The 15,903-nt window shown below is 41.4% G+C and carries 13 protein-coding genes and 1 tRNA gene; 2 read left to right on the top strand and 12 right to left on the bottom strand.

All coding sequences use genetic code 11. The features are described 5' to 3' along the window. Positions 1 to 563: 563 nt before the first annotated feature. The 12 genes from V5804_RS08145 to V5804_RS08090 form a co-directional block, all read right to left on the bottom strand. Positions 564 to 643 (bottom strand) — tRNA-Leu (locus tag V5804_RS08145). A 9-nt stretch (positions 644 to 652) separates the two neighbouring features. Beyond that, positions 653 to 1,174, bottom strand: a complete 522-nt coding sequence (gene hscB, locus V5804_RS08140; protein ID WP_369590883.1) for a Fe-S protein assembly co-chaperone HscB — start codon at positions 1,172 to 1,174, stop codon at positions 653 to 655. A gap of 11 nt (positions 1,175 to 1,185) precedes the next feature. Continuing rightward, positions 1,186 to 2,511, bottom strand: coding sequence for an RIP metalloprotease RseP (rseP, locus tag V5804_RS08135; protein ID WP_369590882.1), 1,326 nt, complete (start codon positions 2,509 to 2,511; stop codon positions 1,186 to 1,188). Between the two features lie 27 nt (positions 2,512 to 2,538). Then, positions 2,539 to 3,699, bottom strand: coding sequence for a 1-deoxy-D-xylulose-5-phosphate reductoisomerase (locus tag V5804_RS08130; protein WP_369590881.1), 1,161 nt, complete (start codon positions 3,697 to 3,699; stop codon positions 2,539 to 2,541). 86 nt (positions 3,700 to 3,785) lie between these two features. Continuing rightward, positions 3,786 to 5,288 carry a GH3 auxin-responsive promoter family protein gene (locus tag V5804_RS08125; RefSeq protein ID WP_369590880.1) on the bottom strand — a complete coding sequence of 501 codons (1,503 nt, stop codon included), beginning with the start codon at positions 5,286 to 5,288 and terminating at the stop codon, positions 3,786 to 3,788. A gap of 4 nt (positions 5,289 to 5,292) precedes the next feature. Next, on the bottom strand, positions 5,293 to 6,009 hold the full coding sequence (locus V5804_RS08120; protein ID WP_369590879.1) for a hypothetical protein: 717 nt from the start codon (positions 6,007 to 6,009) through the stop codon (positions 5,293 to 5,295). A gap of 5 nt (positions 6,010 to 6,014) precedes the next feature. Next, positions 6,015 to 6,983, bottom strand: coding sequence for a glycosyltransferase family 2 protein (locus V5804_RS08115; protein WP_369590878.1), 969 nt, complete (start codon positions 6,981 to 6,983; stop codon positions 6,015 to 6,017). A gap of 199 nt (positions 6,984 to 7,182) precedes the next feature. Next, complete coding sequence (locus V5804_RS08110) at positions 7,183 to 8,133, bottom strand: glycosyltransferase family 2 protein (RefSeq protein WP_369590886.1); 951 nt, start codon at positions 8,131 to 8,133, stop codon at positions 7,183 to 7,185. A 54-nt stretch (positions 8,134 to 8,187) separates the two neighbouring features. Continuing rightward, the gene (locus tag V5804_RS08105; RefSeq protein ID WP_369590877.1) at positions 8,188 to 8,772 is read right to left on the bottom strand and encodes a DUF4199 family protein; all 585 of its coding nucleotides are present in this window, start codon (positions 8,770 to 8,772) and stop codon (positions 8,188 to 8,190) included. A gap of 14 nt (positions 8,773 to 8,786) precedes the next feature. Then, positions 8,787 to 9,455, bottom strand: coding sequence for a hypothetical protein (locus V5804_RS08100; protein WP_369590876.1), 669 nt, complete (start codon positions 9,453 to 9,455; stop codon positions 8,787 to 8,789). Further along, positions 9,448 to 10,713 carry a dihydroorotase family protein gene (locus tag V5804_RS08095; RefSeq protein WP_369590875.1) on the bottom strand — a complete coding sequence of 422 codons (1,266 nt, stop codon included), beginning with the start codon at positions 10,711 to 10,713 and terminating at the stop codon, positions 9,448 to 9,450. The genes V5804_RS08100 and V5804_RS08095 overlap by 8 nt, the downstream gene beginning before the upstream one ends. A gap of 35 nt (positions 10,714 to 10,748) precedes the next feature. Then, on the bottom strand, positions 10,749 to 12,803 hold the full coding sequence (locus V5804_RS08090) for a BatA domain-containing protein (protein WP_369590874.1): 2,055 nt from the start codon (positions 12,801 to 12,803) through the stop codon (positions 10,749 to 10,751). 560 nt (positions 12,804 to 13,363) lie between these two features. On the opposite strand from V5804_RS08090, the gene V5804_RS08085 reads away from it, so the two are divergent. Continuing rightward, positions 13,364 to 14,893 carry an ArnT family glycosyltransferase gene (locus V5804_RS08085; RefSeq protein ID WP_369590873.1) on the top strand — a complete coding sequence of 510 codons (1,530 nt, stop codon included), beginning with the start codon at positions 13,364 to 13,366 and terminating at the stop codon, positions 14,891 to 14,893. Between the two features lie 97 nt (positions 14,894 to 14,990). Beyond that, complete coding sequence (locus tag V5804_RS08080; protein ID WP_369590872.1) at positions 14,991 to 15,761, top strand: SDR family oxidoreductase; 771 nt, start codon at positions 14,991 to 14,993, stop codon at positions 15,759 to 15,761. The last annotated feature ends 142 nt before the right edge of the window (positions 15,762 to 15,903 follow it).

Raw genomic sequence — 15,903 nt, 5'->3', positions numbered from 1 at the left:
ATATTTTTCCTTCAAGGATAAAATTTTTGCCCTGATATTTTTCAATATCAACTGTTTGAAGAATTTGATAAAATTGTCCATAGGTTTTAAAAGAGATCATAAAAAATAGCAGGACAATATATTTATGATATGACATGGGCGATGTAAAAAAGTGGTAAAATTCTTTATTTATTAGGTGATTTTATGATTTGGGTAATTATGAGCCTGTTTAAATTTTATTCAACATATTTTGTATGCTTCTTTTACCACCTAAAAATCATTGTCTTTTTGTAATTTCTGTACCAATTAATATCCAAACACAGAATTTATAGGCATAAAAGAAGCATTGTAAATTTTTACGATAGAAATTTAAACAGGCTCTAAATTAAAAAAGATTTAAAAGTTGGCAATTTTCACGATTATGGTAAATAATAGATTTTCAAAGATTTTGTCATTGTCATTGTAATGCAGGATATCAAACCGGAAAGGTTAACGAAGCAGCATTACTTATATATCGATTAACAATGTATTAAAGCATAAAAAAACCCGGACCAGAACGAAAATGCGAACTGTATCCGGGTTTGTACCCAGCGCCGGAGTCGAACCGGCACGGTTTCCCACAGGTGTTTGAGACCAGCGCGTCTACCAATTCCGCCAGCTGGGCATTGCTTTGTCAACGGGCTGCAAATGTATTCAAACTCTCCTGAATTCGCAACAAATATTTTCGCCGATAATAGATATCTAAGATTTTTTTTAACGCTGCGCTTTGTTCTTCTTTTGATTTGGTGCTGAAATCCTTGGTTTGCTGCGCTTCTTCAGCATCTAATTGAGTTGATGCTTCTTTTACCGATACTTTTATTTTGTTGATTGTGTCTTCGTCTTCGGCATCCATCACTTGTTCGTTCAGCTCCATCATCTCCATTAAAAAATCGGGTGCCAACGGATATTTGTCGCCTTCGGCCAATAAATGATGTTCGCGCAAAATATATTCCGTGCGTTTTGCCGGATCGGATAAAACCTGGAAAGCTTTGTTGTTTAAAGTAGAAAGCTGCAAAACTTCTTCCTGCTTTTCTTCACTTTCCGAGGCATAAAAATCAGGATGATACTTTTTGCTCAGCTCATAAAATTTCTTTTTTAACTGCGCCGCATCCAATTCAAAAGATTCGGGCAAGCCGTAAAATTCAAAGTAATCCATTTTAGGTTGAATTATTTGTTGATGACGTGGCGCACAATGTCGTTGCCGTAAACAAAAACCATCAGCGCAATCAGGATACAAAAACCAACAATTTGTGCTTTCTCCATAAATTTATCGCTCAACGGTTTGCCTTTAATCATTTCGATAATCAAAAACATCGCATGTCCGCCATCCAAAGCCGGAATCGGCAGCATGTTCATCAAAGCTAAAGCCATAGACAATAAACCCACCAAACTCCAAAATTTTGCGGCATCGAAATGACTGCCAAACATCGTTGCCATCGTAACCGGGCCGGCAAAAGCGCGGTTCGCTTTTATCTGGCCGGTTGCCACGCGGCCAATTCCTTTGGCATTATCAGAAAAAGAACCCCAGGCTTTGGAAGCGCCAACCGGCAACGAAGACAAGAAACTAAACTTAGCTTTTTCGATCACCGGCTCGTCTCCTTTTGCGGCAAAACCAAGCGTTCCCTGTTCATTCACCTGCGCATTCAGTTTTACCAGTTCGTTGTTACGTTTAACTTCCAATTCAATTGGCTTGTTTTTGTTTTCCTTAATCAGGTTTTGAAACTGGTCAAAGAAAACAATCGGTTGCTGGTTAATGGCTTTAATACTATCACCTTTTTGTAAACCGGCTTTTTGTGCGTTGCTGCCTGCAATCACAGAATCAACCATAAATTTGGTACGCAATTGGATAAATTCGCCAATGCCGTAATCTGCAACTTCGTTATAAATATTTCCGGGAACATTTAGGTTGATGACTTGATTATTGCGGTCAACTGTTAATTGTGAATTTCCCAACAAAACTTTCGAACTGATCAATTCTTCAAAACGGACAATCTTTTTGCCATTTACCGCCGTAATTTTATCACCGGGTTTTAAACCAATTTCGCGGCCGATAATCCCCGGAACGATACCATATTTTACACTTTGGTTCGGGATGTAGCTTTCGCCGTATTTGATCGTCAGCATCCAAAAGATAAAAATCCCCAGAACGATGTTCACGAACACACCGGCCAGCATCACAATTAAACGTTGCCAGGCTGGTTTAGACCGAAATTCCCAAGGTTGCGGCGGCCCGGCCATTTGATCGGTATCCATAGATTCATCAATCATGCCGGCAATTTTTACGTAGCCGCCCAAAGGCAGCCAGCCAATGCCATATTCCACGCCTTTGTAGTGGTATTTAAACAGGCTGATGTTCCAGGCATCGAAAAACAAGTAAAATTTTTCGACTTTGATACCAAAAGCACGGGCTGCAAAAAAGTGACCTGCTTCGTGCAAAATCACCAGGATTGAAAGGCCGGCAATCAGTTGGCCAATCATAATTAAAGTGTTCATATAAAATTTCTTTTGTTGATGCTGTTTTTATGCACCTTTTTTTGTTATTAATTGTTGCGCTAAAATCCTCGTTTCCAAATCGGTATGTAAATAATCTTCCAATCCGGGCTGTTTGTGCAGCTTGATGCGTTGCGTGCATTCTTCAATTAGATCGCTCATCCCTAAAAATGTTACTTGTTCTTTTAAAAATCCGGCAACGGCAATTTCATTGGCGGCGTTCACAATGCAAGGCATGTTTCCGCCCGTGTCCAAAGCTGTAAACGCCAACGCTAAATTACGGAAAGTCTTCAAATCAGGTTGCTCGAACGTAAGAAACGGGAAATCTGCAAAATTGAAACGTTTAAAGTTATTTTTTATTCTGTTTGGATAAGTGAGCGCGTATTGGATGGGCAATTTCATATCGGGCAAACCCATTTGCGCTTTTACCGAGCTGTCTTTAAACTGAACCAGCGAATGAATGATGGATTGCGGATGAACGATGACATCAATTTGGTCGGCTTGCAAATCAAACAGCCATTTCGCTTCGATCACTTCCAAACCTTTGTTCATCAACGAAGCAGAATCTATGGTGATCTTTGCGCCCATTACCCAATTTGGATGCTTTAAAGCTTCGGTTTTGGTTACTGCGGAAAGAAAAGCGGCATCTTTTCCACGGAACGGGCCGCCGGAAGCCGTCAGAATAATTTTTTCTACCGATTGCGGTTCTTCACCAGCCAAACATTGAAAAATAGCCGAATGCTCCGAATCAACCGGCAAAATTTTAACATTATGCTCTTTCGCTAATTTCATCACCAATTCGCCGGCAACCACCAGCGTTTCTTTGTTGGCCAGCGCGATGTCTTTTCCGGCTTTGATGGCGGCGATGGTTGGCTGCAAACCTGCAAAACCGACCAAAGCGGTTAAAACCAGATCAATTTCCGGCGCAGTAACCACATCCGTCAAAGCCTGACTTCCGGCCAAAACCTGAACGGAAGTATGCACCAATGCTTCTTTTAGCACATAAAATAAGTTGTCTTGACCAACAACCACATATTCGGGCAAAAACTCCAAAGCCTGCATAATCAGCAAATCGGCGTTGGATTGCGCGGTAAGCACGCAAGCACGAAAAAGGGTTGGGTTTTCACGAACCACCTGCAAAGTTTGCGTACCGATACTCCCGGTTGAACCTAAAATGGCAATGCTTTTCAAAGGTGTTTTTTTGGTGAAAAATTAATTTGGTGAAGATGGAAATAAGTATTCGGCAATTTTAATTGGTTTTAATTTGATGCAAAAATCTACAATAAAATATAACTTTCCAACCCTTTGGCAATTACGCGGTCGTTTGCCAGCCGCGGAACCTTGTTTTGTCCGCCTAATTTGCCTTGCGTGCGCATGTAATCAATAAAAGCATTTCGTTTTAAAGTACGGATTTTAAGCGGCTGCAAAATATTTCCTTCAATCAAATCGGCGTAATAAATGTTTTTTTGCTGCATTTGCTGATCTACTTTTTTGCTGAAAGAAGCTAAATCTTCCGGCGCTTTGCCAAATTCCACCAGCCATTCATGAAAAGGCAGCTCTCCTGTGGGAGGATTTACTTGCGGCGCAACCGTAAATTCGATGATTTCTACGCCTTCTTTTCGGGCAACTTGCATGAGTGCCTGTTCCACTTCTTCGCCAATGACGTGTTCGCCAAAAGCAGAAATAAAATGTTTGATGCGGCCGGTAACCACAATTTTATATGGGTTTATAGAAGTAAATTTCACCGTATCGCCCAAACTGTAGCCCCACAAACCGGCGTTGGTATTTAAAATGATGGCGTAATTTTTATTCAATTCCACTTCTTTTAAGTTAAGGCGAACCGGGTTTTCATCAAAATAAGTTTCTGTCGGGATAAACTCGAAAAACATTCCTGCATCGGCAAGCAACAACAAATCGTTGGTTTTTTGCGAATCCTGGTAAGCAATAAAGCCTTCGGAAGCCGGATAAGTTTCAATGGAATCAATGGCGAAACCAATACTTTCTTCAATTTTGGCGCGGTAAGGCTGATAATTGACGCCGCCGTAAACGAATAATTTAAAGTTGGGGAAAATGTCTTTGATCTTTTTTCCGCCTGCTTTTTCTGATAAACGGTCGAAATACATTTGGCACCAGGGCGGAATCCCGGAAATCAAAGTCATGTTTTGATTGATGGTTTCTTCCACAATGGCATCCACTTTGGCTTCCCAGTCTTCAATCCGGTTGACGGAATCGCTTGGCATCCTGTTTTTCAGCAAATAATCAGGGACATGATGGGCAACGATCCCGGATAATCGGCCAACCGGAATCCCAGCTTTGGTTTGCAGTTCCGAGCTTCCCTGCAAAAAAATCATTTTTCCATCGGTAAAAGAAGCATGGCCGGTTTCGTGGATGTAATTGAGCAAAGCATTTCGCGCGGCACGAATATGTTCGGGCATTGAATCTTTAGAAATCGGAATGTATTTTACGCCGGAAGTGGTGCCCGAAGTTTTGGCCAGATAAGCAGGTTTCCCCGGCCAAAGCACGTTTTCTTCACCTTGAATAACCCGATCAATATAAGGTTTTAACGCTTCGTAATCGCGGATGGGAACGTGCTTTTTAAAATCTTCGTAAGTTTTGATTTTTTCAAACTGATGGTCTTTTCCGAATGCTGTTTTTATGCCTGTTTTTATCAGATCCTGAAAAATCTGTTCCTGAAATTGGATGGCATTTTTCCGCAGCTTGTTAATTTGTAGGGAAACGAATAAGGCAAAAGGTTTGCTCAATGCTTCTTTTATGCCCATAAAATCAGTGCGTTTCGGCTACGTCGTCGTCCACATCCAAATTGCTGTAAACCAACTTGCGGTAAGTTACAATAACAACCACATTGACAAAAGGGTACAGCACTAAAATGGCTTTTCCGATCACCATAAAACCAAGCGCAATTACCACCACCATCATGCCCAGCAAAGCCAGCAAATGGATCATGTGCGATTTGGTGAGCAGTCGGCTTTGGCGCAAAGATTCGATCGGGCCGGAATTGTCGTCCACAATAAAACAGGCGCAAAACATGTAACGCAAAGCCGCATATAAAATCAACATGACTTCCAGCACTTGTGCAACTTTCATTACTTCTTCGGGGTAGCTTTGCAACCCTTGTTCAATTGCTAAATTAAGCGTTACAATCGCAAAAGCCAGGAAAAGGCAAATGGCAATAAAGCTAAAAACCATTTTCATGGTTGGCACTAATTGTGAAAATTCAAACTCATAATATTCGTTATCTATTAAAGTAAAAATCAGCTTGTACAAACCTAAAGTGGCATAGGTTTGAATGATCATCAGGATCAGAAAAACAATAAACTCAGCAAAAGTATCGTTGCTGACATCTACAAATGCGTTAAAAAACTGCACCACGCCCAGCAAAACAGTAGCGATGGCAGAATAAATCAGGATGGTCAAAAAATTTTTTTTGGTAACATTCCAGGCAGTTTTAAAAGTTTCTGCGATGGAAAATGGATGGTACATAGTTGTTATGACTTGTTTAAAATTATTCTTTTCCAGAAATCCTGCATGAAACCGAGACCGTAAGCGGTGAGCTGAATGAAGGCGGCAAATATGCTCAAAAATGCAACTTTTGCCGATTTATTGCTAATCCAGGAATGAAAAAATATCAACAAAATTAACAAAGCCAACAAAAAATTACATAGTTCTGTAACCGGCCAGTTAAACAAGTTTGCGATCAAGGAAAAGATTAAACCTAACGTAAATACAGCCGGAAAAAAATGTACCGGTTTTAAGCCCGACGGAAAAAATTTATAAATGTTGATGCGCGCCCGGCCAAAAAAATGGATCTGTTTGTAAAACTGCAAAAAGCTGGTGCGGCGTTTATGGTAAACTTTGGCTTGGGGGATTAAGCCAGTTTTAAAACCCATTTTGTGGATTCGGATGCTGAGTTCGATGTCTTCGCCCAAACGCGTGATGATAAAACCGCCTGTTTTTTCGTAAACTTCCCTTGATAAGCCCATGTTAAAACTGCGCGGATGGAAATCCCCAATGCGTTTTTCGCCGCCGCGGATGCCGCCGGTGGTAAATGGCGAAGTCATGGAATAGCTAATGGCTTTTTGGATGGCCGTAAAAGAAGCATGGGAAGCATCCGGGCCGCCGTAAGCATCCAGTTTTTGGGCGGTGATTTTCCGGTTTACAATTTCCAAGTAATCCGGTGGGATCAAACAATCCGAATCAAAAATGATAAAGTAATCGCCGTTAGCACGTTCAAATCCAAAGTTGCGGCTAAAACCTTGCCCGCTGTTTGGTTTTACGTAATATCTTAAGTTGAGAGTATCTTTAAAATCTTCGATAACTGCCGCCGCATCTTTTACCGATCCGTCTTCAATCACCAAAACCTCAAACGCTTTGTACGTTTGTAAAACCAGGGTTTCCAACAGTTCCCGGATTTCCTGTGGGCGATTGTAAAGCGGAATGATAATGGAAAAAAACATTTGAGGCTTAGAGAGAAGATTGTTTTGGGTGAATCAATGTTTGCTAACACACCCCTAACCCCTCTCAAGAGGGGAAATCTAACGCCTACTTTTCTAAATGCTATATATGCAAACCAGAAAGGTAGCAAACTATACTTCCCCTCTTGAGAGGGGTTAGGGGTGTGTCCTTTATACTAATTTTATACTGATAAAAACAGCATCAAATCGTTTGATCAATCTGGTAATTATTTCTTTCCGGAGAATTACGCGAGATCATCTCCGCTACAAAACCGGTTAAAAACAGTTGCGAACCTAAAATGATAGCGGTTAAAGCAATGTAAAACAAGGTATTATCCGTTACATTTCGAAATTTAACATGGTTGGAAATATCGTATAATTTTGAGCCGATCAGCCAAAAAACAATTCCCAGACCGGTTAAAAAACAAAGTGTGCCCAACGTCCCGAAAAAGTGCATCGGCCGTTTGGAAAACTTCCCAACGAAAAAGATGGAAAGCAAATCCAAAAAACCATTGATAAACCGGCTGAAACCAAATTTGGTAACGCCGTATTTCCGCGGCCGGTGTTCTACAACCTGCTCGGTTATCCGCGTAAAACCTGCCCATTTGGCCAGCACGGGAATGTAGCGGTGCATTTCGCCATAAACTTCAATGTTTTTAACCACTTCTTTGCGGTAGGCTTTTAAACCGCAATTAAAATCGTGCAAGTTGTGGATGCCCGACATACTGCGTGTTGCGGCATTGAATAATTTTGTGGGAATGGTTTTGCTGATCGGATCGTAACGTTTTGCTTTCCAGCCTGAAACCAAATCGAATTTTTCCTGCTTGATCTTGCGGTACAGTTCCGGGATTTCCTCCGGCGAATCCTGCAAATCGGCATCCATCGTAATCACCACTTCGCCGCGCGTAGCTTCAAAACCAACGTTTAAGGCTGCCGATTTTCCATAATTGCGGCGAAATTTAATACCGCGGATAAAAGGATTTTGCTCATACAAGGATTGGATTACCTCCCACGAACCGTCGTTGCTGCCGTCATCAACCAAAATAATTTCATACGTAAGGTTATTGGCTTTCATCACACGCCGAATCCAATCCGTCAGTTCGGGCAACGACTCGGCTTCGTTAAACAAAGGAACAACGACTGAAATATCCATTTTTTGTACCGGATGAACGGCTTGAATTGCCATGCTTCTTTTATCGTATAAAAATTAGTGTGTTTTGTTGGAAGCCGCATAAACAGGCGGGTCATTTTTAAACAAGGCGCCAAAAATCATCGAAGCCAAAAACAGCAGCACCACCACGATGCCAAAACTTTGCACAAAACCCCAAACGCCTGAGTTTTGCCGGTCTGTGAAATCTTTGCGCAAGGTTTTTGTTTCCTGCTCAATGTGCTGTAAACTAATGCCTTGCTCTTTTCGAATCGCTGCTTTTGTGGCTTCAATTTTGTTTTCTAAGTTGAGGTCTGTTGTCGGCTCTATCACTTTGGAAAACAGCAGGAACCCGAAAAAAAAGATCAAATAAGAAACCAAAAACATGACAAATATACCCGAAGCTGCTTGTCGAAATTGCCAATAACCGCCTATTTTTTCGCGCAGTTTGAGGCAAAGCAAAACGGCGGCGACAATGGGCAACACATTGGTAAAAATAAGCGGACTAAAAGCCGTAACCCAAAGCGGCGTGCTCACTTTCACCATAACCAAGTATGAGGCAATGTGCAGCGCGAGGATGACAACGCCCAAAACCCCGCCGTACATAGCGCCTTTAACCCTGATTTGCCGGTTTAAATCCTGCATTTTTAAAAACTGTTTTAATTAAAATTAAGCATGATGGCCAGTACCGGCATGTCAAACTCCAGGTCAACCGCGTTCTCGGCACACAGGTCTTTGGTTTCCTGCGAAGGATTTGTATCGTAAAAGAAGCACATCATCGGGTAAAAAAGCTCTTTTATTTCTTCGTCTTCCGGAAGTTTACGGGCCACGTTTCCAATTTCTTCGATGCCGCTGTCCATCAAAATCTGGTTGGCAATAACCGGTTCGTAAATGCGGTGCTCGTCCTGAAATTCGTCTTCGTCCACCAGCAAAAACTCGGTCAGGTAATCGTTCAGTTCCGGGTCAATATCCTCATCTTCACACTCGTTCAAATACAGCAAAACGTTCAGCATTTCGGTGCCGCGGTCCAGCGTTTGCTCTTCAATTTTTTCCCATTCCGGCGAATCCAAATAATCCTCGTCCAGTTTTTTTACATCAGCACTGAAAAAATTCACCAGCAGCAGATCAAAAAAAACTTCGCGCAAGTTTTCCAGCTTCGGGTTTGAATTGAAAACCTCGTCCAGCGCTTTTACCTTTTGCAAAAACTTCAGTTCCGAATCAAAAACGGTAAAAATTTCGCCTTTTATCGGTTCGATGTTGTTCGGGTTTACCGGTTTAATGTATTTAAAAGCAGCATCAATGGCTTTTTTTATTTTGGGGTCAATCATGAATATCAGATTTATAAATTTGGTTATTGTTGATAGTGAGCAGCACTTTTCCGGTCATTTCCTGCCCGATAAATGGCGAGTTGTACGATTTTGAAAGGTTGTTTTCGCGCGAGTAAAACCAGTTTTTATTTGGATCAAGGAACACCAAATTTGCCATTTCCCCTTCGGCGATGGATGCTTCTTTTATGCCTACAATTTTACGCGGATTAATGGCCATTTTCTCCACAATCAGTTCCAAACTTAAACCGGCTTTTACGGCCAGCGAAAAGGCAGCTTGCAAACCAATCATGCCAAATTCGGCCACTTCAAACTCCACTTCTTTAAACTCCACTTCGTGCGGCGTGTGCTGCGAAACGATAGCATCAATTGTTCCGTCGCGTAAACCTTGCAACAACGCATTTACATCTTCCTGGGTGCGCAACGGCGGTTTCACTTTGTACAAACTATCGAAACCCAGCAAAACCTCATCGGTTAAAACCAAGTGGTGTGCGGCCACATCGCAGGTAATTTTCAACCCTTTTGCTTTGGCTTTTCTGATCTGTTCTACCGCTTGTGCCGTCGAAACGGTGGTAAAATGCAAACGCGAATTGGTGTATTCGGCCAGGTACAAATCGCGGGAAACCATCAGTTCTTCGGCCAGTGCCGGGATGCCTTTCATGCCTAAAAGTGTGCTTACCACACCTTCGTGCACTTTTGCTTTTCCGGCGATGGAAAGGTCTTCCGGATACGAAAAAACCAAGCCTTTGAAATTTTGGGCATATAACAACGCGCGTTCCATCAAACCGGCATCCTGGATGGGAAGATTGCCATCCGTAAAAGCCAGTGCTCCGGAAGTGAACATATCGTACATTTCGGCCAAATCCTTGCCTTGTGTTTTGTAGGAAATGGCGCCAAGCGGATAAACATCAACCAGGTTTCCACGGGATTGGTTCAACAAATATTGTACTTCGGATTTGGAATGAACCGGCGGCTGCATATTTGGCATCAAAGCTACGCCGGTAAAACCACCGGCTGATGCTGCCCGCGTGCCGCTTTGCATATCTTCTTTGGTTTCCAAACCCAAATCGCCAAAGTTGCAGTTCAAATCAAAAAAACCGGGCGACAAGTAACAGCCGTTTGCTTCTATAACTTCTGCATCAGCCTGAATATCAGCAGCAATCCGAACTATTTTTCCGTTTTCCACCAAAACATCCATCACCTGTTTATTAAAAACAGAATTTGGATCAATGACAGTAACAGATTTAAAGAGCAGGTCCATCAAATTAATGCTTTTTTTAACAGCGTTTTTTCAACCTAAACGGCCACGGTTTGCTGCCGGTTCACTTTATAAAAACGGATCAGCAGCACTTCGGCAGCCAGAAATAGCAGTGCCAAAATTAGGCAAAGTTTCCATAACTGCACGCCCGAATTTACTTCGGCCACCTGCTTTGTTAAAGATAAACCGCCCGACGACAAATACGATACTGTTTTTATGGCATGAAAATCAGTCTTGAGTTCCTGGTCTGTGAGGTAATTTAAGTCGGATTCCTGCCGGTTATCGTTAAAAGCGATTTGCGCCAGCACGCTGTCTTTTCGCGTGAGCTTGTAATCCCCGGTTTCGCGGATTTGATCGGCTACATACAATATGGTGTTTCCGTTCACTTCTCGCATATCCGGGATCAATGAAATTTGCCCTTTTTGCAGGTGCAAAGGCTGCTCGTCCAATTTTGCGATTGGTGCAATTTCCATCAGTTCGTTTTCGCCCAAGGTATAAAACAAAGGCTGATTATGGCCGCTCAGCAAAGCCATACGAAACAGCAAAGGCACAAAAAGTGCGTGGCGCGGCAGGTTGCTAAAAGTTTCATCGAGCGGAACGGCCGACAAATAAACCTTGCCTTTGCCGCTGTTGTAAACGCTGAGAAAAGCGGTACGGCCGGGCAGTTCGAGCAGGTTGTTTTTCAAATTACGCTGACCGGAACTTAACCCATAATATTTTTTAATTTGCGGCAGATCCGGGTTTTGCGGCATCTTCTCAAACACCTCTTTAAAAAGCGGATGTTTTAAATTGATGGCAGTTACTTTCGTGCTGTCGTTCAATAATTTCTCCGGGAAATCGGCTTGCAAAGGCTGCAACAGGCTTTTGTAGGATGCCAGGTTTGCATCCGCCGCCGGAAAAACCACCAGCGTGCCGCCCTGCTTTACATAGTTTTGCAACTGCTGCGCCAGCCCGGCCGATACTTCTTTTACATCACTAAAATAGATGACCGGATAACGGTTCAAGGCGGAATAATTGACGTTGCCGGCGGATGAAAAATCGGCCTTAAAAAAAGCATCGGAAGCAAAAACCGCGCTGATATATTTGTTGGGAACCTGGTCTGTGATTTGCAAAACCGGCAATTGCTGCTGCACTTGGAACGTAAAGTAAAATTGGTTATCAAAAGTAACCGGGTTATCGTTTAAACTCAATTCGCCTTTTTGCCAGCCGGGTTTTAGGCCCGAAAATTGCAACGTGTCCTGCCGCACACTTTTCGCATTCAAATCGTAACTGCCCAAGGCTTTGGTTTGTCCGTTGATTAATAATTTAACCGGAACTTTTTGCGCTTTTTCATCGCCGTAATTGTGCAATTTCACGACTAATTTTTCAGCAGCGTTTGGTTGATGCAAAGGCGAAAGCAGCCAAACCGAATCAACGGCAATGTTTGGCAACGGACTGGCTTTGATCCGCACCAGCATAACTTTGGTTTTTTGATCGGCATCAATACTGTTTTTAGCCAGGTTTTTTTGAAAATCGGAAATGAGGTAAACGGTTGGAACGGCGTTGTTTTCCGACTCGAACAGTGCTTTTTGCCGCTCTAAAACCTGTTGGAAATTTCGGCTTTGCGGACTGATTTTTACCTCGTCCACCGCCTGGTTAAACTCGTCGCGGTTTAAAAAACGTTGTTGTTTGCCTTCAAAATCCTGCGTGATCAACTGAAAACGGTCGTTTACCGAATAAGCCGAAGCAACTTCTTTGGCGCGGCGTTTGGCTTCGTCCAGCAAAGAACCTTCGCGGTTTAGCGTTTGCATCGAGTAAGAATTATCCACAAACACACTCACGGCGTGCTGCTTGCCCGCGTTTTCGGGATTGCCGACGGGCAAAAACGGACGTGTAAAAGCCAGCACCAAAAAAGTAAGCGCCAGCAAACGTGCGGCCAAAATCAAACGGTTTTTTAAGTTGCTGCGCGAAGATTGCTGCTTTTGCAAATCCTTTAAAAACTGCACATTGGAAAAGTAAACTTTTTTGTACTGCCGAAAATTAAACAGGTGGATAATGACCGGAATGGCCAGCGCAAACAAAGCAAACAGAAAGCCGGGATAAAGAAATGCCATGGTTGTTTCAAAGATAAGGTTTTTGGGAAATGATGGCTGAGGTTTAATTTTTTCTGGTTTTCAACATCTCATCCAAATTCTTCGTATAAAATATTGAATTCAATTTTAATAATACTACTTTTCGTGTCTTGTAAAACCCGATAACAAACTTCTAAATGGCCATTATTATTTTATTGTTTTGCTTTATGACCTTGTTTTTTAGTACTGGTATATTTTTAAATTCAACCACCAGTAAAAAAGAACTTATACTCCATACAACGCTTATTTTTTCCGGATTGGTTGTATTGATTACTGAGATTTTAAGCCTTTTTTCAGCCATAAATTATCAAACCATTTTATTTTCCTGGACTGCAATTACCCTAATAAACCTACTTTATCTTTTTGTAAAAAAAGAGGGGTTCAATAAATTTTATATTGATCTGAAACGCCAGATCAATGAAACTTATAAGCACCTGAAAGCAAAAAAGCTTTATGAAAAGTGCTTGTTGTTTTCGGTATTCATTATTCTTTTACTGGTGTTTGTACAGGGAGTTATTTATCCTCCTAACAACTGGGATTCGATGAACTACCATTTAGCACGTATTCCAAGTTGGATCAGCCATCAATCTGTTGCACATTATCCAACTGGCGCAATCAGGCAAATTTATCAGCCACCATTTGCCGAATATGTAATCCTTCATTTTAACATTTTAAATAAAGCAGATTATTTTTCGAGTACGGGTCAGTTTTTGTTCCTGCTGTTTACGGTTGTTGGATTGGTTGCAATAGTAGAACATTTCGGTTTAAGCACTTCAGCAAAAATCCTGACTGTTTTTTTAGCCTTAACCATACCCGAAGTTGTTTTACAAGCTACCAGTACGCAAAATGATATTGTAGTTGCTTTTTTTGTGGTTGCTGCTTTTTATTTTGCGTTAAAGTCTGTTCAAAACTTCTCCCTAAAAAACGCCTTCTTTTTTGGCTTAGCCGTAGGAATCGGCATCTTGACAAAAGGAACGGCTTATGTTTATATGCCTGCAATTTTGCTGATTTATGGCATCACTGTTTTGTTGATTCTGTTTCGTTCTAAAAATTACAACTATGCTTTGTATGCTGTTTTTGCCGGCATAATTTTCCTGTCCATTAATATTGGATTTTACTACCGAAACTATCAACTAACAAAAAATTTATTAGGCGTAGATCAAAAAGAATACGGCACTTATTCGAATGAAAAGATGAACGGCAAGTTGTTGATTTTAAGCATGGCAAAAAATGCAGGAAACCACATGGGCCTGTTTCATCTCAAGCCGCTTTCTGTTATATCAGCAAAAGCCATTATAAAATTGCATCGAATAATGGGTGTTGATATCAACGACCCGGCAACAAATTATTATAAAGATAAATATGATACACTTTATAATCCGGACCATGAAGATGCTGCTCCCAATTTCATTCACCTTGTGTTGATTACCATTGCTTTGATTGTGATTATTGTAAAATCATTTAAGCAAAAAATACCTCTTGCAGTTAAACTACTCGTTTTTACAGTACTGTTTCAAGGTGTGTTTTTTAGTTTTTATTTAAAGTATCAGCCTTTTCATACCAGGCTTCAAACGGCCTTGTTTCTACTGTCGGTTCCGTTGATGAGTTATGCTGTTTATCTGCTCAATGTTAACTTTAGAAAGCTTTTTTACTGGTCGGCACCTTTTATTTTTGGCTATGCTTTCATGGTTGTTTTAGGCAACCTTAACCATCCATATAATAAAGCCATTAAGCAAAGCCGGTATCAAAAATACTTTATGGCAAAGCCTTGGTTGTATGATGAGTACAACGGCGTTACACAACAAGTTCAAAATCTAAATTATCAAAATATTGGTTTGATGATGGGCGATGGAGATGCTGATTTTGAATACGCAATATTTACAAATTGTTATAGCAAGCCGTTGAAACCGGTTTACATCAACGTTAACAATTACACCAAACTTAGTAAACCGGAAAGTTTAAAAGTTGACTGTATTTTGGCAACCGAGGTTAATAATGAGTATATTAATTATCAGGGCAAACGCTTTTACAATCAGGATCCGAAAAACAAGTTTATTCATTTGTACCGATAGCAAAAAATTACTTTGCAAGCGTATTGAATCTTTACAAAACAATCCCCGCCTTAAGTTTATTTCTTTTGCATAAAATTTATCCGATAAAAGAAGCATCATGCAGCTATCGAACAATACGATTTTAATAACCGGCGGCACATCAGGCATTGGTTTGGCTTTTGCCGAAGAATTTATGGCGGCAGGCAGCAAAGTGATTATTTGCGGGCGCCGCGAAGAACGTTTAAAAGCGTTAAGCGAAAAATATCCCGGGCTTATTATCAAAAAGTGCGATGTTTCCAGTGCTTTAGAACGTGAAGAACTGGCAACCTGGGTTTTGCAAAATCATTCCGAAGTAAATGTGTTGATGAACAATGCCGGCGTTCAACTTTTTGCCGATTTGACGAGGCCGGTTGATTTAGGTCGGATTTATAACGAACTTGAAACGAACTTGGTTGCGCCCATCCATTTAACTTCGTTGTTTGCGCAGCATTTAAGCACGAAACCGGATGCCACGATCATCAATATTTCGTCTGGTCTGGCTTTTGCGCCGATGGCTTTTATGCCGGTTTATTGCGCCACCAAAGCGGCCGTGCATTCGTTAACGCTGTCGCTGCGCCATCAGCTTAAAAATACTTCGGTCAAGGTTTTTGAAATTATTCCGCCTTCTGTAGATACCGAATTGGGGCATGACAGGCGCGAAGATAAAAGCCAGTCGCACGGCGGAATGCCGATTGCCGATTTTATTACCGAAGCGATGGAAGCGTTGAAAAACGATATTTACGAAGCACCAATCGGACAATCAAAAGGGTTGCGCGAAAAACGTGAATTGCTTTTTGAAGTGATGAACAACCCGGCTCCTGAATATTTGCCTGTTAACCACGAACAATAGAATCAAAGCCTGTTTAAATTTATACGAGAAAAAACGATGATGCTTCTTTTACCCTATAAAAATTGGTGTCCATATCAATCTAAATAAATTAAAACTAAATGTTTACAATTTTTAGGCGATAAAAGAAGCATCGGAAAATATA

Origin of the sequence: Mucilaginibacter sp. (assembly GCF_041088075.1) — a bacterium.
Lineage (GTDB): Bacteria > Bacteroidota > Bacteroidia > Sphingobacteriales > Sphingobacteriaceae > Mucilaginibacter_A.
This window is presented reverse-complemented; position numbering and strand designations above follow the sequence as displayed.

Excerpts from the sequence above, each read along its gene's own strand:
- V5804_RS08085 (WP_369590873.1), top strand. The coding sequence starts at position 13,364 with ATGAACTACCATTTAGCACGTATTCCAAGTTGGATCAGCCATCAATCT.
- V5804_RS08120 (WP_369590879.1), bottom strand. The coding sequence starts at position 6,009 with ATGTACCATCCATTTTCCATCGCAGAAACTTTTAAAACTGCCTGGAAT.
- V5804_RS08105 (WP_369590877.1), bottom strand. The coding sequence starts at position 8,772 with ATGCAGGATTTAAACCGGCAAATCAGGGTTAAAGGCGCTATGTACGGC.
- V5804_RS08095 (WP_369590875.1), bottom strand. The coding sequence starts at position 10,713 with ATGGACCTGCTCTTTAAATCTGTTACTGTCATTGATCCAAATTCTGTT.
- V5804_RS08115 (WP_369590878.1), bottom strand. The coding sequence starts at position 6,983 with ATGTTTTTTTCCATTATCATTCCGCTTTACAATCGCCCACAGGAAATC.
- hscB (WP_369590883.1), bottom strand. The coding sequence starts at position 1,174 with ATGGATTACTTTGAATTTTACGGCTTGCCCGAATCTTTTGAATTGGAT.
- V5804_RS08110 (WP_369590886.1), bottom strand. The coding sequence starts at position 8,133 with ATGGATATTTCAGTCGTTGTTCCTTTGTTTAACGAAGCCGAGTCGTTG.
- V5804_RS08125 (WP_369590880.1), bottom strand. The coding sequence starts at position 5,288 with ATGGGCATAAAAGAAGCATTGAGCAAACCTTTTGCCTTATTCGTTTCC.
- V5804_RS08080 (WP_369590872.1), top strand. The coding sequence starts at position 14,991 with ATGCAGCTATCGAACAATACGATTTTAATAACCGGCGGCACATCAGGC.
- rseP (WP_369590882.1), bottom strand. The coding sequence starts at position 2,511 with ATGAACACTTTAATTATGATTGGCCAACTGATTGCCGGCCTTTCAATC.
- V5804_RS08100 (WP_369590876.1), bottom strand. The coding sequence starts at position 9,455 with ATGATTGACCCCAAAATAAAAAAAGCCATTGATGCTGCTTTTAAATAC.
- V5804_RS08090 (WP_369590874.1), bottom strand. The coding sequence starts at position 12,803 with ATGGCATTTCTTTATCCCGGCTTTCTGTTTGCTTTGTTTGCGCTGGCC.